This window comes from Agrobacterium sp. DSM 25558 (assembly GCF_900100825.1).
Lineage (GTDB): Bacteria > Pseudomonadota > Alphaproteobacteria > Rhizobiales > Rhizobiaceae > Agrobacterium.
In genome coordinates, this window is the sequence record NZ_FMUD01000004.1 from 160,223 (window position 1) to 180,111 (window position 19,889).

The following is a 19,889-nucleotide window of genomic DNA, read 5'->3' on the forward strand; positions in this document are numbered from 1 at the left end:
ATGAATAAAAGCGTCTCCATTCGCGACCTGTCCCTGTCCTTTGGCGCGGTCACCGTGCTCTCAGACCTCAACCTTGATATTTACGAGGGCGAGTTTCTCGTTCTTCTGGGTTCATCGGGTTGTGGCAAATCCACTTTGCTCAATTGCATTGCGGGGCTGCTGGAACCGACGGACGGGCAGATTTTCATCAAGGACCGAAACGTCACCTGGGAAGAGCCGAAAGATCGAGGCATCGGCATGGTGTTTCAGTCCTATGCACTTTATCCGCAGATGACGGTGGAAAAGAACCTGTCCTTCGGCTTGCAGGTCGCCAAGATCCCTAAGGAAGAGATCGATAAGCGTGTCAAGCGCGCAGCCGGTATCCTCCAGATCGAGCCGTTGTTGAAACGCAAGCCCGCAGAACTGTCCGGCGGTCAGCGTCAGCGTGTTGCCATTGGACGTGCGCTTGTGCGCGACGTCGATGTCTTCCTGTTCGATGAACCTCTGTCCAACCTCGATGCCAAGCTGCGGTCCGAACTGCGCGTCGAGATCAAGCGGCTTCACCAGTCGCTGAAAAACACGATGATCTATGTCACGCACGACCAGATCGAGGCGCTGACTCTGGCAGACCGCATCGCGATCATGAAAAGCGGTGTCATTCAGCAGTTGGACGACCCGATCTCGATCTATAACAAGCCGAGAAATCTGTTCGTGGCTGGCTTTATCGGCTCACCGTCGATGAATTTTCTGCGCGGGGAATTGGTCGAAAAGGACGGGAAAGTCCATTTCGTCACCAATGGCGTTAGCTTCACGCTGGATGGATACGATGCATCGTCGCCACTCAATCCCGGCACCTCGGCCGTTCTTGGCGTGCGACCGGAACATGTGCGTGTCGATAGCGATATCACCAGCGGCGAAATCCACGATGCTGTGGTCGATATCGAAGAGCCGATGGGGGCGGATAACCTCATCTGGCTGAAGCTTGCCGGACATACGCTGTCTGTTCGTGTCGGCGGACACAGGCGTTTCTCGCCAGGGACTAAGGTCAAGCTCGCCTTTGATATGTCCATGGCATCGCTCTTCGAAGCGACAACGGAAGAGCGCATCTAATCCACACTACCAAATTCCACCGGGCACAATCCCAATGTCAGGCCCAATGTCAGGCCCAATGTCAGGAGAGACAGATGACGAAACTTGGTTTCCAGCTTTACAGCGCGCGCAATTTTCCGCCGCTTTCGGATGTTTTGAAAAAGCTATCGGCGGCAGGATACGCTCACGTCGAAGGATTCGGCGGCATTTATGGCAGCATGGACGACGCGGCCTTGAAAGCCCTGCGCAGCGATCTCGATGCCAACAATCTGACCATGCCGACAGGACATTTCGGTCTCGATATGCTCGAAGGAGAGCCACAGAAAGCGCTCAACATAGCGAAAACTCTGGGTATTCAGGCGATCTATTGCCCTTATCTCTTGCCCGATCAGCGTCCAAACGATGCTGCTGGCTGGCTCTCTTTCGGCAAGCGCCTTCAAGAAGCCGCCACGCCTTTCCGCGATGCGGGCCTTGCATTTGGTTGGCACAACCATGACTTCGAATTCGTAAAGCTGGACGACGGCTCCACGCCGCAGGATCAGATTTTTGCCGGTGGACCTGAGCTGGAATGGGAAGCGGACATCGCCTGGATCATCCGCGGAAAAGCCGATCCGTTCGAGTGGATCGAACGCTATGCCAGCCGCATTACCGCAGTGCACGTGAAGGATATCGCGCCAGCGGGTGAGAACACGGACGAGGACGGCTGGGCAGATGTCGGCCATGGCACAGTGGACTGGAAGGGACTTGTGGACGTGCTGAAGAAGACAGCTGTCAAATATTACGTGGTCGAGCACGATAATCCCAAGGATGCAGATCAGCTGATCACGCGTTCCATCGCATCCTTCAATACCTATTAATCCATCAATCTGGAGTTTGAGACATGGCCAAGGAACTTGGCGTCGGCATCATTGGATGCGGCAATATTTCAACAACCTACTTTTCGCTCTCACCGCTGTTCAGGGGTTTGAAAGTCCTGGCCTGCGCCGACCTCAACCGCAGCGCTGCGGAATTGAGAGCCGAAGAGTATGGTGTCAAAGCGCAGTCCATCGAGGAACTGCTTCAGAACGACGAGATCGATGTGGTGGTTAACCTCACCATTCCGGCAGCGCATTTTTTCGTTTCGAAAGCCATTCTCGAAGCGGGCAAACATGTCTATTCGGAAAAGCCTCTCGTGCTGACGCTTGAACAAGGCGAGGAACTGCGGCGTCTGGCAACCGAAAAAAAACTGGCGGTTGGCTGCGCACCCGATACGTTCCTGGGTGGTTCGCATCAACTGGCCCGCAAATATATCGATGAAGGCGGCATCGGGCGCATCACGTCGGGCACATGCCACGTCATGAGCCCTGGAATGGAAATGTGGCACCCCAATCCCGGCTTCTTTTTCCTTGCCGGCGGTGGCCCGATCCTCGATCTCGGCCCGTACTACGTCGCCAATCTCATCAACCTTATCGGCCCGGTCAAACGCGTCGGCGCATTGACCTCCATGGCCAGCTCAACGCGTACCGTGACCAGCCAGCCGCTGAACGGTCAGCTCATTCCGGTTGAAACGCCAACGAACATTCATGCTCTCTTGGAGTTTGTAAACGGCGCGACGATCACGCTGTCTGCCAGCTGGGATGTATGGTCACATCGCCATGCAAATATGGAGCTTTATGGTACCGAAGGCTCGATCTATGTGCCGGACCCCAACTTCTTCGGTGGTGTGGTCGAGGCCAGCGGTCGCGACAAGGATATCAAGCCGCTCGAAAATTGGGATCATCCGTTCGGCATCGCCAATCAGGAAAGCCCACAGGGACCGCGCGCAAACTACCGCACTGCCGGTTTGGCGGACATGGCAATTGCCTTGACGGAGGGACGTGATGCACGCTGCTCTCTGGATCGCTCACTTCACGGGATCGATGTCATGACATCCATCTTGAAATCAGGCGAAGAAGGCCGCTTCATCGAGCTGACGACAACCTGCACCCAGCCAGCGGCCTTGGGTATCGAAGAAGCGCAGGCGTTGCTACGTTAAACACAGTTGGCGGATACTCTCAAAGGTATCCGCCACTTCAGGCTGTGGGGTCGTTCGTTAGAACATCTGTTCTGATGGTGGCCTTCAGAGGCAGGTGATCGGACGCTACGCGAGACAAAACGCTATTGTGCGCCGTCACATTGTCGATCAGTCCGGCGCGATTGGAGATGATCCGGTCGAGAGCCAGCACGGGCATGCCAGCGGGAAAGCTTGGAACGGCTGGCGGCAATGTTCCGAAGGCATCGCGGAACGTGTTGAGAGACGAGCCGTTGCCCAGTCGCCATTCGTTGAGATCGCCCAGTAGGATCGTGGGCTGTTTGTCTCTCGTGTTGAGCAACTCCACCAGGGCCTTTGCCTGTTGAGCCCGAGAATGCCTTAACAGACCGAAATGGGCCGCGATGATGCGCAACGTTCCGCCCTGTTTCAGGTCCAGCTCCACCACCAGTGCTCCGCGTGGTTCCAACCCCGGTAGTTTGAGAGGGTGCACGTCGCGCACGGCACCTTCCTTGAACAGGACGACATTGCCGTGCCAGCCATGCGCCTTCGTACCGGCCGCTATTGGCACAGGGGACAGCCCGCATTCCCGCTCCAACCGGATGAGATCGAGCAGACCCGTTCGCTCTCCGAAGCGGCTATCCGCCTCCTGAAGCGCGATAATATCCGCTTTGATTTCCTGAATGACGTGGCTTGTGCGGTCCGGGTCGAATTTTCGGTCCCGTCCGACGCATTTATGAACATTGTAGGACGCGATGACGGGGAAACCTTCATCGCCGCATGGATCGCTTTCGATAAGACGTTTCTTGCGATTGCGAAAGGACGTCATCAGCACAGAGGGCAGGCTTTCCGGCTTCGCACGCTTTGGTTTCTTATCTTGCATCTACCATTACCCATTCCCACTGCTCACAGCGTATCGCACAAAATATGAAGCCTTTTTGCGACGCTGCATTTGCAACCTTACAAATATGGCGACGCCAACCACAGGACCCTTTCGAAAAGGCGCATCAGAAACGGTCGCGCGCGTAGCTCCTCGAGCTTCACTTGTTTTGCGTTTTCCATGGCGTCACCGAAGCGTTGGGAAACCGCATTTGCAAGACCCTCATCGATAACTTCTATGTCCACCTCAAAGTTCAATCGCAAGGAGCGCGGGTCGAGATTGGACGAGCCGACATAGGACCATCGGTCATCGATCACCAAAAGCTTGGAGTGATTGAAGGGGCCTGTCGCGCGCCAGATCCGACAATAACTTTTCAGCATCTGGTCGAATTGTGCCGTCATGGCGTGGTCGACAAGCGTCAGATTGTTGTTGGCGGGAACGATGATATCGACCTGCACCCCGCGCCTGGCAGCGGTTGTCAGGGCTGAAATCAATTCTCTGTCCGGCAGAAAATAGGGAGACATGATGCGGATGGAGGAGCGTGCAATGGAAAACGCTCCCATCAACATTTTATGGCTGGTTTCGATGCTGTTGTCGGGTCCGGACGCAACGACGCGGCCCAGAATAGGGGAGCCGGGTTCGCCGTCCGGAAGCGTCACGTCCCAAACCGGGCCATCCAGTAATTCGCGGGTCGTGAAGCGCCAGTCTTCGGCTGCGACGGTGAAGAGGTCTGCCACGAGGGGGCCAGTCACCCTGAAATGCGTGTCACGCGCATGTCGATCTCCGGAAAACTCCTGCGTAAAACCTTCCCGGATGTTCATTCCACCGGTGAAGGCCACGCGCCCATCCACAACCAAAATCTTGCGGTGGGTGCGCAAATTCGCATAGGGCAAACGCAAGCCGATGATGACATTGCCATTAAAAACGGCCGCTTTGATGCCGAGTTTCTGGAGGCCCGGCATGATGCTGGGAACGGAATAGCGCGCGCCTACCGCATCGACCAATATGCGCACCTCGACACCACGATGTTGCGCGTTGGACAGAGCCTCCACGAACCGTAGTCCTATGCCGTCCTGGTCAAAGATATAGGTCTCAAGAATGATGGATCGCTTTGCGTTGGCAATGGCCTCCAGCATCGCGGCATAGGCTTCGTCGCCTGAGGAAAGCGGCTCGACAACATTGCCGGTCGTCAGCGCATTGCGCGTCACCCGGTCGCCGACATTTTTCATGGCTAGGAACCGACGACCGAAGCGGGCGATCACCAGGTCATCATCGGCATCGAAAAGGGCAACACGGTCCATGATGGTTCCGTGCATCAAAGAGCGCTGTTGGCCAAGAGAACTGCGGCGGATGCGGTTTATTCCGGCGACGCCGTAGATTGCGGCACCCACGAAGGGTGACAGCAGGATGACGCCGACCCAGCCAAGGGCTGTACGCACCTCCTGCTTCGTCATCGTTGCGTGAATGGCAGCGATAGCACCCATGACAATGGAGAGGGTGGCCAGTATATGCGGCCAATAAGTGGTAAAGAGATCAATCATATAGGGAATATAATGGAGTTGCGCCAAGCCGCAAGCCGCATCGCCCCGTGGTGGAGTAGCGATGTGTTAAGGCTTTGTAAGCTATATCGGGTGCCAAGAATTTTTGATAAAGCCGATGACACGATGAACGCTTTCCGGGAAATATCTTCCAAAAATAGCCTTTTGATCGCAAGTCGGCAGACTTGTATTCAAATCGGAAATATTTTACCACCGTGTCACCTCCTGCAAACCGGTGAAACGCCATGCGTTTGAGACATATTGCGCTTCTTGCCTGCACCGCATCTATGCTCGCAGGCTGCAACGAAACGCTCGAAACAGTCGAGCGTGATGTTTCGCATGTAAAAAACAAGGTCGATTACCCGCTTTCCGCGTCCATTCTGGCTGAAATGGACAAGAAGAATATGGATCGCAATGCGCCGATCATGATCCGTATCTTCAAGGAAGAGGGTAAGCTCGAAATCTGGAAGGCCAAACGCGACAATCGCTTTGACGTTATTGCGTCTTACGACATCTGCGCGTGGTCGGGTAAACTGGGTCCCAAAGTCAAGGAAGGCGACCGGCAGGCACCTGAAGGTTTCTATAATCTGACGCCCGGGCATCTGAACCCGAACTCCAATTATTACCTCGCCATCAACACCGGCTTTCCCAACCGTTATGATCAGGCCAATGGCCGTAACGGCACCAATCTGATGATCCATGGTGCATGCTCGTCGTCGGGTTGCTATTCGATGACCGACGCGCAGGTGCTGGAGATTTACGGTTTTGCACGTGACGCCTTCAAGGGCGGTCAAAAGACCGTGCAGCTTCAGGCACTGCCTTTCCGCATGTCGGCGGAAAATATGGCGCGCCACCGCAACAGCGAGCATTATGAATTCTGGAAAATGCTGAAGGTTGGCTACGACAATTTCGAAGTCACCAAGCGCCCACCAGAGGTCAATGTCTGCGAAAAGAAATATGTCTTCAATCAGCAGGCTGAAGGCGGCCAATTCAACGCTTCTGCCTCTTGCCCGAAGATGAGCACGCCGCCAGCGCTTGCCAGCGCGCTTCAAAGCTACGCCAAGACCTATGATGTCGCTTATGCCAAGGCGACCAGCAAGCTGGACGGCATGGTCTGGTACGATCCAAGCGAAGCCGAGCGCAAGGCGCTGGTTGCCGCCAAACGCAAAGGTCGCGAACCTGCCTATGCGCCCACCGGCTCTGCCCTCAAGGCTGGCAAGCTGATGAAGGAAACCGAATTCGCTGCGCTGATGGAAAAGAAGGCGGCCAAGGGTATCTCCGGACAGGCCGCAACAGCGATGGCCTCGGCATCCAACCCGGGCGCAACGACTGCGGCGACGGTTGGAACGCAACAACCGGCTGCTGCCCGCGTTGCACCCACGGTTATGGTTGCGGCAACGGCAGCGCCAGCGGCTCCAACACAGCCAACGGCCGTTGCCCAGAGTGTGCCAGTTCCAGCCCTCAATCCGCTAGCTTTCTCGGCACCGCCACAGGCCGATGATGCCCAGAAGAAACCATTCTGGAAATTCTGGTCCAAGCAATGACGCGTCCCGACGCTGAAATCTATGATCTAAGGGGGCTGAAATGCCCCCTTCCTGTTTTAAAAACCCGCAAAAAACTATTGGCCATGGCAACGGGTGATGAACTCTGGGTCGAAACCAGCGATCCTCTGGCCGTCATCGATATTCCCCATATGTGCAGGGAAGATGGTCATCGTCTGATGGAGGCCGTTGCGACGAGTTCCGGCCACAGGTTTCATATCCGCAAGGTGTGATGCCGTTTCAGACGCCGCGCTTGTTGCCCCAAAGCAAAACATGCAGTTGCGGCAGTACGCGCACGTCGAACCAGCGGTCGGCGCTGACCCTGTCGACCAGCCACAACATCCGGTCCATCACACCGTCGATATCCACCAGGGCATCGTCGTCATCCGGTGGTGGAGGCGTATGGTTGCCCGGCTGGAGATGGACTGCGAGATGAGGATAGCGGGCCGCGGCATGTTTCGCATAAGCGTAATCCGCATCATCGAAGACTACGAATTTCAAAGCGGTCTGTGGGCCGCCTCCTGCTTTTTCTAGACAGTGCTCAAACGCGTTCCAGTCAGTGTCCATGCCGCTGGAGGGAGGCTTGGGACTGAGCACGAGATAGTCGAGATCGGCAAACCAGTCCTTGGCGATGCTGCCTTGCGTTTCCAGCGCAAAACGATAACCCTCGCCATGCCCCTTCTCGATGAGTTTGCCGAGCGGCTGGATGGCAGGATTGCCGCCGGATAGGGAGACGGTCAAAGGCTTGCCGCCGGAAAGCGTTGTGACATCCTGCCAGATGGCATCGACGGACATCGGCTTCCAATCATCGCGATATTGGCTGTCCACCGCGTGAAGCGTATCGCACCACGAGCAGCGATAGTCGCAGCCGCCGGTGCGCACAAAAATGGTGGGAACGCCGATCAGCAAACCTTCACCCTGAATGGTCGGACCGAAGATTTCGCTGATCCGGATGGGTGTGTCCTTGGTGCTGCTCATGACTGACGCGACGGGCGATATTCCGCCCATGTCTTTGCAGTTTCGCTGACACGCACCGCGCTGGTTTCCGGCAGGCGCGCCTTGCACCAGTCATAGAAATGGTGGGCAAGGCGCTCAGCGGTCACCATGTCATGCCCCAGTACGTCATTGAGGTGACGGTGATCGAAGTGATCATCGATATAGTGCTTCAGTGGCGATAACTCCTGATAGTCGCGTACGAAGCCATGCTCGTTCAACGCCTCGCCGGAAAGCTCCACTTCCACGATGTAATTGTGGCCGTGTAGCCGCGCGCATTGGTGATCTGCGGGCAGGCCTTTCAGCTGGTGCGACGCGGAGAAATGGAATTCCTTGGTAATGCGAAACATCAGTTCACCTCCTGCGCGACATAGGCGCTGGTGGCCGCAAGCCAGAAGTCCGGGTCTTCGTAGTCCGTGGGATCATCAACCCCTGCCAGATGAAAAGCCTCGCGCCGCTCCACACAGGTACCGCAACGTCCACAGTGGCGCATTCCGCCCTTGTAGCAGGACCACGTTTCGGCAAAGGGCGTATCGTGCCTAGCACCGTCGGTCACGATGTCGGCTTTGGAGCCGGTGACATAGGGCGCGTAGAGCTTGACGTTTGCATAGCCTTCCAGCGCGTGGCGCTGCATATCGTTGAAACTGTCAATGAAACCTGGACGGCAATCAGGATAAATGAAGTGGTCGCCACCATGAACGGCAATGGCAACGGCGTCTGCCTGCTGGGCAGCAGCCAGGCCGAATGCAATTGTCAGCATAATGGCATTGCGGTTGGGAACGACCGTCGAGCGCATTGTTTCTTCGGCATAATGGCCATCGGGCACCGCGACGTCATCCGTCAGCGCGGACCCTGTCAGATGCGCGCCAATGGTGCGGACGTCGATGATGTGGTGTGGAACACCCAAGCGGCTTGCACAGAGCGCTGCGAAGTCCAGTTCCTTTTTATGGCGTTGGCCATAATCGAAGGAGACGAGTGCGATAAGTTCGTTTTCGGCTGCAATTTTATGCGCAAGCGAAACGGAGTCCAATCCGCCGGAGCAGATGACGATGGTTTTCATAGGTTGGATCCCTTGTTTTGACCGGGTGGGCTGCGACCGGATTACGGTTGCGGCTTTTAGCGCAAGTCGGGATCGTTGTGAAGAGGCACCGGCCTTTTAGGACCGGCACCTCTATGAAAGGTGATGCGCCGGTTATTCTACGATGACGGACAGTGTGGTGCCGGTGTAGACCGGGCGTACCGTCACGCCGCCCGTTTCAATCGACGCAAAGTTGCCACTGAGACCATCCGTCGACAATACTTCGAATCTCGATCCAGACGCCGGAGCATCGTCCTCGAAATTGAGTTGAAGTACCGCTCCGTCGATGACAGCCTTGCCCTTGATGTGCAGCGCAGTGTGCTTCGCATCCAGAGAAAGCGTGCCACCCGTCTGGCTGTAATCGCCGGTGACATTCACTACTTCTGACGCTGCAAGCTTCAGCGTTCCGCCAGACACCAGCACGCTGCCGGTTCCAAGCGCTGTGCTGGATGCAGCGGTCAGTATTCCGTCCTTCAGTATAGTACCGCCGGAATAGCTGTTGGCACCGTCAAGATCCAGCGCACCCGTTCCGGTTTTCACAAGTCGGCCCGGCCCGGAAATATCGTTAGTCCAGCGATCTTGCGCATTGAACCCGCCAGCTGCGGCATTCATCGTCACGGTCACATCACCATTGAACGAACCGTAACCGGAGGCGGCGGCAACAAGGTTGATCCGGCCCCAGCCATTGCTATCGTCCAGTAGAGGATAGCCGGATTCTATGCCTGTGGAGAAGAGAACCGCGCGTCGTTGTGCATCGTCCAGATAGGGAAGGCGGGTTTCCAGCAGCACCTCGGCACCTTCAGGCACCACCATCGCAGCTTGCGGTGCAGCCGTGTCCCGGCTGAATGAGTAGGTCATACGCTTGCGGAAATCCGCCTTGTTGAGCGCGTCATTGGCAAATCGGTCAGTGGAAATATCAGCACTATGGGCATAGTCCCTCAAGCTTTCCCCCTGCGGAAGACGTTTGCTCAAATAGGCTTGCACCTCGTCATGCGCAGCCTTCTTTGCATCCGCCAATTTCGGATCATGTAAAATGGCAGCAGCGATGGCCGTCGCGGTGATCCGCCCGCCGATGACATCGAGCGGTGAGTGCATGCCCGCCACGATACGGGTATCACCCAGCTCGGATGCCTTGGTCAGCAATTCCGAAAAACGCTCGGGAACGGCGTAAGCATAGGCGATGGCCGAGAGATAGGCCGCGTTGGTATGCCCACTTGGAAAGCCACCATCTTTGGCGCGACCGCGATTTTCACGCGCATATCGCAAGGCAGGCACCGTGACGTCAGGCTCGGTCTCGTAGCGCTCGAATGTCTTGTCACCGATGGTTTCGGTGCCTGTTTCGATGACTTCGCCCTTGGCGTTCATACGCCAGGGGCGTGGTGTCGAATAGAAGTACTTCGCTGGCGACGTCGTCCCTTCCGGACCACGCATCAGCTTCATGAAGGCGACGAAATCTTTCAACTTGGAATCCGGCGCACCAGCCTCCGTGCCCTTATCGTCTTCCCGCTTGGTGATAACCTCATTGACGTTGAAGTCATCAAGCGTGTGGTTGATGGTGGTGGTGGCACCCGCGCCCTCGCGGTACCAGTCAGCCAACGGCCCAAGGCCTTCGATCACGCTATAACCCTGTGAACGACGGTCGTTCAGATAGGCATTGAGAGCTTCCGCATCCGTACGGTTCTTGCCGGTGACGGACAGAACATAGCGCATGTTTTCAATCCAGATATCCGGATTGAGAACTTCCACCTTGCTGTAATCGGTCGGACCATCGCCATTGGCACCACCGTCGGCCCATTTCTCATCACCCAGCGTCCAGATACGATTGAAACCGGACAGGAGTTCAATGACCGGATTGTCCTTGTCATCATAGGCGCGAACCTCTTCGCCCTTGGCATTTTTGCCTGTCTGGTTGTGATAGTTTTCGGTGATCGGAAGTGGATACTGAACAGGTGGGGTTGGTACGCTGATTCCGAAGCCGACACCTGAAGGTTCAGATGTGTCGAAAGCTTGGGCATGGGAAGCGATGCCGAACGCTGCCACGGATGCCAGCAGCGCTGAACGAAGCAAGGGGAACGCGCCCAAATTGGCCATGACAGCCTCCTTATTCATTTTGTACAAATTGAGTGTGCAACAGCAGATGTCGCCAATGGTCGGCAAAATGCCCATGGTTGATGACAGTTTGATTACAGCATTCAAAGTTTGATCGGAGCTGGCGTTCGCTCTTCGATCATGCCATGCGGTGGCGACCAATGGGAAGCATGATGGGCCTGCCCGATGTGGGGTCTTCTATGATGCGGCTTTCCAGACCGAAGACTTCGCGGACGTTTTGTTCTGTCAAAACCTGTTCAGGCGTACCGGTGACATGAAGACGTCCCGCCGCCATTGCAACGAGGTGATCGGCATAGCGGGCAGCAAGGTTGAGGTCGTGCAGGACCATGACGATGGTTGTGCCCCTGATATGGTTCAGGTCGGTCAGAAGATCGAGAACCTCCACTTGATGGCTGATATCCAGAAAGGTCGTCGGTTCATCCAGCAGAAGGATTTCGGTTTGTTGTGCAAGCGCCATGGCAATCCAGACCCGCTGCCTCTGTCCGCCCGAGAGTTCATCGACCGGGCGCTCTGCAAGCTCGAAGGTTTTCGTCGCGTCAAGTGCTGCCGCAACGGCTTCGTCATCCGCACTGGTCCAGCGTGACAACAATCCCTGATGCGGGTGCCGTCCACGGCTGACGAGATCGGCAACAGTTATGCCTTCTGGTGCTATGGGAGATTGCGGAAGCAGGCCCAATGTCCGCGCCAGCTTTCTGGGCGGCGTGCTGTGAATGGACTTGCCGTCCAGAAACACATGTCCCCGGCGCGGAGAAATGAGCCGCGACATGGTGCGCAGAAGCGTTGATTTACCGCAGGCGTTGGCACCGACGATGACGGTGATCTTGCCCGGCGGAATGGTCAGATCGAGGCCCTCAAGTATGACGTTATCGCCATAACCGGCGGAGAGCTGGCTGGCAGTCAGGGAATGAGCGGTCAAAGCGAGCCTCCGGTCCGGTTGACGCGTATGATCAGGAAAATCAGATAGGGTGCGCCCAGCGCGCCTGTGACCACGCCGACCGGATAGCGGCTTGGTAGCAGAAATTGCCCGGCGTAATCTCCGGCCAGCACCAGCAATCCGCCGATCAGCGCTGCGGGAATGAGCAGAGAACCGCTGTTGCCGACGATGCGGGCTGCGATCGGCCCTGCAAGAAATGCGACAAAAGCGATCGGTCCCGTGACGGCTGTCGCAAAGGCAATCATGCCAACGGCTGCGACGATCACCACGATGCGGGTGATGCCGACACGCACGCCAAGCGCCGCTGCCGTATCATCGCCCAACCGTAATGCCTCCAAATCCCGGCGGCGGCTAAGCAGCAGGCCGCCAAAAACGATCAATCCCAGCAGAAGCGGAAGTGCTTGAGATAGCTGTGCGCCGTTAACGCTTCCCGTCAGCCACCGCATTGCCTCTTGCAGGTTCCACGCGGGTGCAGTGGAGAGGATGTAGGCGATGATGCTCTCCAGCATCGCGGAAACGCCGATCCCGACGAGGATGAGCCGCGTTCCCGCAACACCGTTGCGAGAAGAGAGTGCGTAGACAGACAGCGCTACGCCTAGCCCCGCGACCACCGCAAAGACCGAAACGATGGGGCCTTTCAGCGACAGAACCACGATGGCGAAGACGGCTGCGGCACTGGCACCGGAACTGATGCCGATGATATCAGGACTGGCCAGCGGGTTGCGCAGCATGATCTGAAAGGCCACACCGCCAAGCCCGAAGCTCAGCCCGGCCAGCACCGAAAGAAGGGCGCGCGGCAAGCGCAATTGGCCCACGGTGAAGCTTGCGCCGGCAACATCTTCGCCCAGCAGAACCCGCAGCACATCTGCGGGTGGCGTGAAGGACTGGCCGAGAACGAGAGCCAGAGAAAAGATCGCAAGCAACAGGATCGTAAGAACCGCAATGACGGTTACGCGTCGCCGCGCGTGTCTGCTGCGGTTTTCGACGAGTGCCGTGATGATCGGAAACAACGTGGTCATAGCTCGCGCACCCTTTGGCGTCTGACGACCCAGATGAAAAATGGTGCGCCGATCAGAGCGGTCACGATGCCCACATCAAGCTCGGCAGGGCGGGAGACGATGCGCCCGACGATGTCGGCGGCAAGCAAAAGTCCAGCACCGCCCAGCGCTGAGAACGGGAGCAGCCAGCGATGATCCACCCCGACCAGTAGGCGGCAGAGATGTGGCACGACCAGACCCAGAAAACCGATCGGCCCACAGACCGCTGTCGTCGCGCCGCACAGCAAAATGGCCCCAAGAGCTGAAAATGCGCGGGCAATGGCCACGCGCTCGCCGAGGCCTGCGGCCAGCTCGTCCCCCAATGCCAGCGAGTTGAGCTTCCGCGCAGATAGCATGCTGATAAGAAAACCGATGGCAAGAAACGGCAATACATGGGAGATCCGGTCGAACGTTGCGCCACCAACGCCGCCGATCTGCCACGAGCGAATGCCTCCGGCGATATCGTTTCGGGGCAGCACGACCGCAATCACCAGTGAGGAGAACGCGACGGAGGTCGCCGCACCGGCAAGCGCCAGCTTGAGCGGTGTTGCACCACCTCGGCCAAGCGACCCTATGATATAAACGAAGACCGCCGAGCATCCCGCGCCGAGGATCGCCGTCCATATGAAGGCGTTGGCCGAGTCGATATCGAACCACGCAACTCCGATGACGACGGCAAGCGAAGCGCCCATATTGACGCCCAGAATTCCGGGATCCGCCAATGGGTTGCGCGTCACACCCTGCATGATGGCACCGGAAAGACCGAGTGCTGCACCGGCAACCAAAGCAAGCACGGTGCGCGGAATACGCACAGCGACAGCCGCCTGACCGATATTTTCCGCCTGGCCACCCAGCGCCGCGACTATATCCCCCCAAGCGACATCTCGCGTACCGATGGCGACGGAGAGCGTGCAAAGGAGACCAAGCGTGGCAAGCAGACACAGCAGCCAGAAGGATCTGGTCCCGTTGGACCGCTTCATCACCTCACTCGGCGACCGTTGCCTGACGTATCGAAACGTCATTACTGTTTTCCAGCCGACTTTTCTGCCGCATTGGCAAGCAGGGCGACGTAATCTTTCAAAATCCACGAGATCGAAAGCGGTGTCGGATTGGCGGCGGTGCCAAGTGGATTTCGGCCCAGCATGACGATGGATTTATGCTCGACGGCCGGCATGCGCGACAGTAGCGGATCGGCCTGCACGGCATCCAGCAGGGGCTGACCACCATAGGTGACGACGATATCGACATCGTCAAACGCATCCACGCGTTCCGCGCTCACGGCAGCCGCAAACTGGCCCGGCTTGGTTGCCTCTCTCACGCTTTTCGGTGACGCCAAACCCAGATCGGCGAAGAATTTTACGCGGGAGTCATTGGCAGTGTAAAAGTTGACGGTGCTGAGATTGGTAGCGTCCAGATGCGTCACGAACATCGCGGACTTGCCTTTAAGCTGGGGGAAGCCAGCCACGACCTCGGTGATCTCCCCTTCGATGCGCTTGATCAAGGTTTCGCCCTCCTTGGCCATGCCGAGACCTGCGCTGTTGAAGCGGATCATATCGCGCCAATCCGTTGCCCATGGCGATTGCGGATAGGCAACAACGGGCGCGATCTGGGTGAGCGTGTCGTAGTCGGCTTGGCTAAGCCCGGAATAGGCCGCAAGAATAACGTCCGGCTTGGTGGCAGCAACGGCCTCGAAATCGATGCCATCACCCTCATCGAAAAGAACGGGTGTTGCAGCACCGAGAGACTTCAGCTTTTTTGCCACCCAGGGAAGCACGCCATCGCCATCATCATCACCGAAATTGGCCGAAGCAAAACCGACCGGCACGATGCCAAGCGCCAGCGGCACTTCATGGTTGGCCCACGCAACGGTCGCGACCCGCTGTGGCTTTTTCTCGATCGTGGTCGTGCCCAAGGCGTGTTTTATAACGATCGGATACGACGTTTCGTCCTGTGCAGAGGCGTTGCTGAAAGCAATCAGGGACAGAAATGTGACAATTGGCGCAAAAGCGCGGACGAAGCGCAGCATCGGCGAAACCTCTGGACATTAAAAGTTGACTTCACGTCTCAGCTTCACCACTGAACGTCAAGACCGATGTGACAACCCGCTGCCAAGAGCAACGAAGTTTCCGTGGTTTTTTACAAATCCGTGGGATTTTACAATACCAGACCTTTGCTCTCAAGTTATCTGCGCAACAGGGGGCACCGGGATTTCGCCGAGGTTGCCAGACACAGCAACACGATTTCTGGAATTTGATCATGAGCAATGAAACGACGAGCCTCCAGCAGGCAACCTCGCAACGCCGTTACCGCGAAGCCGCATTGCTCGGTTGTACAGCCCTTATCGCTTTAGCGCCTGTACGGCTGCTTGCTCAGGAGGCGACAAGTCAAGGCGGTAGTACGGTTCTTGAAACGATCGTTGTTCAGGGTGCGGGTAGCGATGACGATTCAAAATCCATCGTGGCAAAGAAGACGACTGCCGCTGGGAAAATGCCGACAGATATTCTAACTGCTCCGGCTTCAGTTTCTGTCGTCACTTCTAAGGAAATCGAGGAGCGCGGTGCCAGCAGTGTCGAACAGGTGGTGCAATATACCGCTGGTGTTGTTACCGACTATTACGGTTCAGATGACCGTTACGATTACTTCAAAATCCGTGGCTTCAGCCCATTTACATATCGCGACGGATTGGTCCTAGGGCGGAGTTGGGGTGGCCTTCGGGAAGAGCCCTACGCTTATGAACGTGTTGAAGTGCTGAAGGGAGCAAGTTCCACTGGTTTCGGCGTATCTGATCCAGGTGGGGCCGTGAACTATGTCACAAAGACGCCGAAGAGTGAGCGCTTTGGTGAGGCCTACACCACCGGCGGTTCGTTTGCACACAAAGAAGTGGGGTTGGACTTTGGTGATAACATCACCGAAGATGATACACTGTCTTACCGTCTCACGGGCAAGTTCCAGCGCTCTAACGGTGAGTATGATTACTCTCAAGACGATGAAAACTTCATTATGGGTGGTATGACTTGGCGCCCTACTGACGCGACGAGTTTTTCATTCGTCTTCGATCATCTGGACAAGGACGGCACGCCCAGCAGTGGGGGGCATCCGACATTTACAGATTTAGATCGAGACCGTTTCTTCGGTGAGCCAGATTACAATTATGATAAGACGAATAGAAACACATACAGTTTTATGTTGGACCATGATTTCGGAAATGGCCTGACTTTCAATTCTAATGCGCGTTACAGCAAATCGAAAAACAGCTTCGGCTATGCGTATATATATGACGCATTGGGTGCCAGCGACCCCGCAGATAACATGATTGACCGCATCTTTTTTGGCGGTGACGGTTCGGATGAGCAATTCGTCATCGATGCACATCTAATTTATGAAGCGAGCTTCGATCAGATTGAAAGCAAAACGCTCGTTGGCATTGACCATAATAAGATAGAATCCCAGAACGACAGCTACCTGTTGTATCCGCCGATCTATGGCGGTACGGCACCTCCAATTAATTGGCAAAATCCTATCTATTGGGGAGTTCCTGGCTCCATTCCCTTGTCGGAAAGCACTTCAAAAGATCAGACAACAAAGGCAATCTATCTTCAGGAAGATTTGACCTTTTTTGATAAGTTGACCGTGAGCGTCGGCCTACGTAACGACTGGCTTGATCTTGACGAAACAAAGCGCGTCGCAGGCACCACGACCTCTGGGGACTACAGTGAGCTTAGCAAGCGTTTGGGCTTGAGCTACAAGATTACGGAAGAACTTGCAGCATATGCTAGTTACGCTGAGTCCGTCGCTCCGCCGAGCACGGGTAGCGAACCTACGACAGGCAAACAGTACGAAGCCGGTGTCAAGTATCGTCCCGATGCGTTTCCAGCGTTGTTTACTGCCTCGATCTATGACCTGACGATGCAGAATATCACAACCTTCGAAGCCCCTACCTATCTCCCCGCGACGATCAAGCAAATTAGGCATCGTGGCATCGATCTTGAGGCAAAGGTGGAGCTGCCTCAGAACATCAATTTGATCGCGTCATATGGCTACATCGACTCCCGGATTGATGAGCCAGGTAACATCAATGGTTACAATGGCAAAAGCTTTGCACAAGTCCCAGAACAATCCGCTGCGCTTTGGGGGACATACACTTGGGACGGGGAAGGTGCACGTGGGGACATGACCTTCGGATTGGGCGCTCGCTACATTGGGTCCTACTATTTCGATAACGCAAATACGCGCAAGTCTGATGCGGCAATAGTATTCGATGCTGCCTTCACGTACAAAATCCAAGAAAATACGACGTTCCAGCTGAATGCCAGCAATATCTTCGACGAGAAGCACATCGCCAACAATGATGGTGGCGCGTATTACTACAATCCCGGCCGCGCAATCTACGCTACGCTACGCCAGACTTGGTGATGTAATGGTTCATCCGCAGTCGTGCGGATGGACCCATTTCACCCAATCCGCCGCATACGACGCCATGCGGCGGGTGTTTCTCCCGCGACTTGTCGGAAGGTTTTCGTCAGGTGTGCCTGATCTGAAAATCCGAGTTGTGCGGCAATCGCGGCGACGCTGAGATCGCTTTCGGCCAGCATGCTCTGCGCAATGCCGATGCGTTTGCCGAGTTGCCATTGCAACGGTGTCGTGCCTGTCGTTTGCTTGAACACGTTGGCAAACCAGCTTTCCGAAAGGCCGACGGTTTCGGCCATTTCGCCAACCGTCATGCGGTAATCGGCGCGTGCATTCACAACTGAAATCAGTTTGTTCATCTGCGCTTGCGTCAGCCGTGCATTCGTCTGGTCGTCGGCTTCGCCGGTCATGTCCAGCAAACCGGCAACGATGCTGCCGACAAGGCTTTCCGCATAGACGGCGTGGCGCGAAGGGCTGGACAGTTCGTCCACCAACAGGCTTGCCAGGGTTTCAACCGCCCGCGTGTCCTGAATTTCCACGGGTCTTCGAAGCGCACATAGCGCAACGGACGGACCGACGGAGGGGGACAGATATTTCAACAGCCTGTCTTTATGGAGGTGGATATCGAGGTGCGAAAAGCGGTGAAACGAGGTGAAACTCGTCCAAAGCGGTACACCGGCCGGCACGTAAATGGCCCTTTTCATCGGACGATAATGCGCCGCTACGCCACTATCGCGGTTTGCCATGAGAATGTGTGGCGAGACATCGTTGAAGAATATGACGATGCGTGGGTCGGGCGAGAGGTAATATCCCGTTGCGCCCGCATGTGCTTCGGCGTCCCAGAATACGCTCACCAGCCCGTCGAGGCCACGCCACTTTGCAGGCCCGATCGCGCGGATACCGTCCGTGAAGCTGGTCATCGAGTGGAGATACGTCACAATCCTGAACCCGTCTCGTTCGGTTTGATCTGGCAGGTCAAACAATGCCACGAACGCGACAATGCTTTAAAGCAGTCCCGCACTTAGGCTTTGGTAAAAATGGATGCCATATATGATAGCAACTATCATGTTTATGGAATATATCAAGTTTGGATGTGGCTGACGATCACTCCTGCACGTAGTCAGGAAACTTCTCTCTGATAAGGTCGGTGATCGACAGCGTTCCGGACAGATGTTTCCTCAGCGCCTCTCTGGCCTTACCGGGATTTTCCGAGCGAATGGCGTCAACGATTGCCTGATGATCGTTGAGAACCGTCTGCATTTTCCCCGGCATCGGCAGATTGAGCCGGCGCAGACGGTCAAGGTGAACACTTTGCCTGCGCACATTGCTCCAGAGGTCGATGATACCGGCGCGCTCATAAAGCTTGTGATGGAATTCCCGGTCTGCCGCGTCGAAATTGTCATGGGTTTCGGGTGACGCGAAAGATGTCTGCTTTTCGAGAATGACTGCCAGCTCGGCTGCCGTTTCTACAGGCGTTTCGTTCGTCAGTTTGTTGATCGCTTCCAGTTCCAGCGATAGGCGAAGAAACTGTGCTTGCTGCGCATGACGCAGGTCGATCTTGGCCACGACCGTCGCATATTGCGGATAAACGTCAACGATACCCTCTTCCTGCAAACGCATCACGGCGTCCCGCACGGGCGTCTGACTAACGCCGAATTCGATTTGCAACGAGGCGCGCGACAGCACCGTTCCGGGAACCAGCTCAACGTCAAGAATGCGTTTGTGCAGTATGTCATAGATCTGCAGCGCTACCTGCCGCGAACGGTCTAGAATTGTGCCCCTCATCATACGTCCTACGAATCTTCCATGCCGCTTCTGTTCAAGGGAAAGTTAAAACACACTTCCGTCATTGATGCACTGCGAAGTGCGCTGTGGTTGGTGCCAGCGTCACGCGATGTGTTCGCCCACGATGGACATGAATAAAACCATGGAACCAAACCATCGCCTGTTGTGTTGATGAGCCAGAAAAGCTCAATACATTCAGGAGATTGTTGATGAAGCGCGTTGCCGTATGCGCCGCCGTGGGTGCCGTTATGTGTTTCGGGACTGTTGCGATAGCTCAGGACATCGAAGTCAGCAGCCTCGATATCAAACAGACACATGCCACTTTCGAAGCAAAGCGGTCTAACGCGGCAGATCATCGCTATATCGCCGATGTCAGCGGCAAGCAAGTCAGGCTCGTAGGCCCACGTTTTTTCCCTGATAATTCAAAGGAAGTCGCGCTTTTCGGTCGCGATCAGGCCTTGGCGCGTGAACAGGCGCGTTCCCAGATCGCGGCTAAGTAGCCGTTAGACGA

General features: G+C 56.1%; 19 protein-coding genes. 7 read left to right on the forward strand and 12 right to left on the reverse strand.

The features are described 5' to 3' along the window. The 3 genes from DSM25558_RS05685 to DSM25558_RS05695 all read left to right on the forward strand — a co-directional run bounded on the left by DSM25558_RS05685 (position 1) and on the right by DSM25558_RS05695 (position 3,082). On the forward strand, positions 1-1,089 hold the full coding sequence (locus tag DSM25558_RS05685) for an ABC transporter ATP-binding protein (protein ID WP_077102681.1): 1,089 nt from the start codon (positions 1-3) through the stop codon (positions 1,087-1,089). A 74-nt stretch (positions 1,090-1,163) separates the two neighbouring features. Beyond that, the gene (locus tag DSM25558_RS05690) at positions 1,164-1,925 is read left to right on the forward strand and encodes a sugar phosphate isomerase/epimerase family protein (RefSeq protein ID WP_077102683.1); all 762 of its coding nucleotides are present in this window, start codon (positions 1,164-1,166) and stop codon (positions 1,923-1,925) included. 23 nt (positions 1,926-1,948) lie between these two features. Continuing rightward, entirely contained in the window at positions 1,949-3,082 is a 1,134-nt protein-coding gene (locus tag DSM25558_RS05695) for a Gfo/Idh/MocA family protein (protein ID WP_077102684.1), read from the forward strand. Between the two features lie 37 nt (positions 3,083-3,119). On the opposite strand, the gene DSM25558_RS05700 is transcribed toward DSM25558_RS05695, so the two are convergent. Then, positions 3,120-3,959: an endonuclease/exonuclease/phosphatase family protein gene (locus tag DSM25558_RS05700; protein ID WP_077102686.1), complete on the reverse strand. Its 840-nt coding sequence runs from the start codon at positions 3,957-3,959 to the stop codon at positions 3,120-3,122. A gap of 77 nt (positions 3,960-4,036) precedes the next feature. After that, complete coding sequence (locus DSM25558_RS05705; RefSeq protein ID WP_077102688.1) at positions 4,037-5,497, reverse strand: phospholipase D-like domain-containing protein; 1,461 nt, start codon at positions 5,495-5,497, stop codon at positions 4,037-4,039. A 242-nt stretch (positions 5,498-5,739) separates the two neighbouring features. On the opposite strand from DSM25558_RS05705, the gene DSM25558_RS05710 reads away from it, so the two are divergent. Both DSM25558_RS05710 and DSM25558_RS05715 read left to right on the forward strand, forming a co-directional pair. Continuing rightward, complete coding sequence (locus DSM25558_RS05710; RefSeq protein WP_077102690.1) at positions 5,740-7,038, forward strand: L,D-transpeptidase family protein; 1,299 nt, start codon at positions 5,740-5,742, stop codon at positions 7,036-7,038. After that, positions 7,035-7,268, forward strand: coding sequence for a sulfurtransferase TusA family protein (locus DSM25558_RS05715; protein WP_077102692.1), 234 nt, complete (start codon positions 7,035-7,037; stop codon positions 7,266-7,268). Before DSM25558_RS05710 ends, DSM25558_RS05715 begins: the two co-directional genes overlap by 4 nt. A 7-nt stretch (positions 7,269-7,275) precedes the next feature. Here the strand turns inward: DSM25558_RS05715 and queE are convergent, their stop codons facing one another. From queE to DSM25558_RS05755, 8 genes are all read right to left on the reverse strand, one after another. Then, the gene (gene queE / locus DSM25558_RS05720; protein ID WP_077102694.1) at positions 7,276-8,013 is read right to left on the reverse strand and encodes a 7-carboxy-7-deazaguanine synthase QueE; all 738 of its coding nucleotides are present in this window, start codon (positions 8,011-8,013) and stop codon (positions 7,276-7,278) included. Continuing rightward, positions 8,010-8,378 (reverse strand): 6-carboxytetrahydropterin synthase QueD, encoded by a 369-nt coding sequence (gene queD, locus DSM25558_RS05725; RefSeq protein WP_077102696.1) that lies wholly within the window; start codon positions 8,376-8,378, stop codon positions 8,010-8,012. Before queD ends, queE begins: the two co-directional genes overlap by 4 nt. After that, positions 8,378-9,088 (reverse strand): 7-cyano-7-deazaguanine synthase QueC, encoded by a 711-nt coding sequence (gene queC, locus DSM25558_RS05730; protein ID WP_077102698.1) that lies wholly within the window; start codon positions 9,086-9,088, stop codon positions 8,378-8,380. The genes queD and queC overlap by 1 nt, the downstream gene beginning before the upstream one ends. Positions 9,089-9,220: 132 nt before the next feature. After that, positions 9,221-11,197, reverse strand: a complete 1,977-nt coding sequence (locus DSM25558_RS05735; RefSeq protein ID WP_077102700.1) for an acid phosphatase — start codon at positions 11,195-11,197, stop codon at positions 9,221-9,223. Between the two features lie 136 nt (positions 11,198-11,333). Continuing rightward, a complete protein-coding gene (locus DSM25558_RS05740; protein ID WP_077102702.1) occupies positions 11,334-12,131 on the reverse strand; it encodes an ABC transporter ATP-binding protein in 798 nt (265 codons plus the stop codon). Further along, positions 12,128-13,168: a FecCD family ABC transporter permease gene (locus tag DSM25558_RS05745; RefSeq protein WP_077102704.1), complete on the reverse strand. Its 1,041-nt coding sequence runs from the start codon at positions 13,166-13,168 to the stop codon at positions 12,128-12,130. The genes DSM25558_RS05740 and DSM25558_RS05745 overlap by 4 nt, the downstream gene beginning before the upstream one ends. Next, positions 13,165-14,208 (reverse strand): FecCD family ABC transporter permease, encoded by a 1,044-nt coding sequence (locus DSM25558_RS05750; protein WP_077102706.1) that lies wholly within the window; start codon positions 14,206-14,208, stop codon positions 13,165-13,167. The genes DSM25558_RS05745 and DSM25558_RS05750 overlap by 4 nt, the downstream gene beginning before the upstream one ends. Continuing rightward, positions 14,208-15,212, reverse strand: a complete 1,005-nt coding sequence (locus DSM25558_RS05755; RefSeq protein ID WP_077102708.1) for an iron-siderophore ABC transporter substrate-binding protein — start codon at positions 15,210-15,212, stop codon at positions 14,208-14,210. The genes DSM25558_RS05750 and DSM25558_RS05755 overlap by 1 nt, the downstream gene beginning before the upstream one ends. Positions 15,213-15,442: 230 nt before the next feature. On the opposite strand from DSM25558_RS05755, the gene DSM25558_RS05760 reads away from it, so the two are divergent. Further along, positions 15,443-17,599 (forward strand): TonB-dependent siderophore receptor, encoded by a 2,157-nt coding sequence (locus DSM25558_RS05760; protein ID WP_077102710.1) that lies wholly within the window; start codon positions 15,443-15,445, stop codon positions 17,597-17,599. Between the two features lie 38 nt (positions 17,600-17,637). Here DSM25558_RS05760 and DSM25558_RS05765 read toward each other — a convergent pair whose 3' ends face one another. Both DSM25558_RS05765 and DSM25558_RS05770 read right to left on the reverse strand, forming a co-directional pair. Beyond that, on the reverse strand, positions 17,638-18,531 hold the full coding sequence (locus DSM25558_RS05765) for a helix-turn-helix domain-containing protein (protein WP_143240026.1): 894 nt from the start codon (positions 18,529-18,531) through the stop codon (positions 17,638-17,640). A 166-nt stretch (positions 18,532-18,697) separates the two neighbouring features. Next, the gene (locus tag DSM25558_RS05770; RefSeq protein WP_244554125.1) at positions 18,698-19,378 is read right to left on the reverse strand and encodes a GntR family transcriptional regulator; all 681 of its coding nucleotides are present in this window, start codon (positions 19,376-19,378) and stop codon (positions 18,698-18,700) included. A gap of 209 nt (positions 19,379-19,587) precedes the next feature. Here DSM25558_RS05770 and DSM25558_RS05775 point away from each other — a divergent pair, with 209 nt between their 5' ends. Further along, positions 19,588-19,878, forward strand: coding sequence for a hypothetical protein (locus tag DSM25558_RS05775; protein WP_077102716.1), 291 nt, complete (start codon positions 19,588-19,590; stop codon positions 19,876-19,878). The last annotated feature ends 11 nt before the right edge of the window (positions 19,879-19,889 follow it).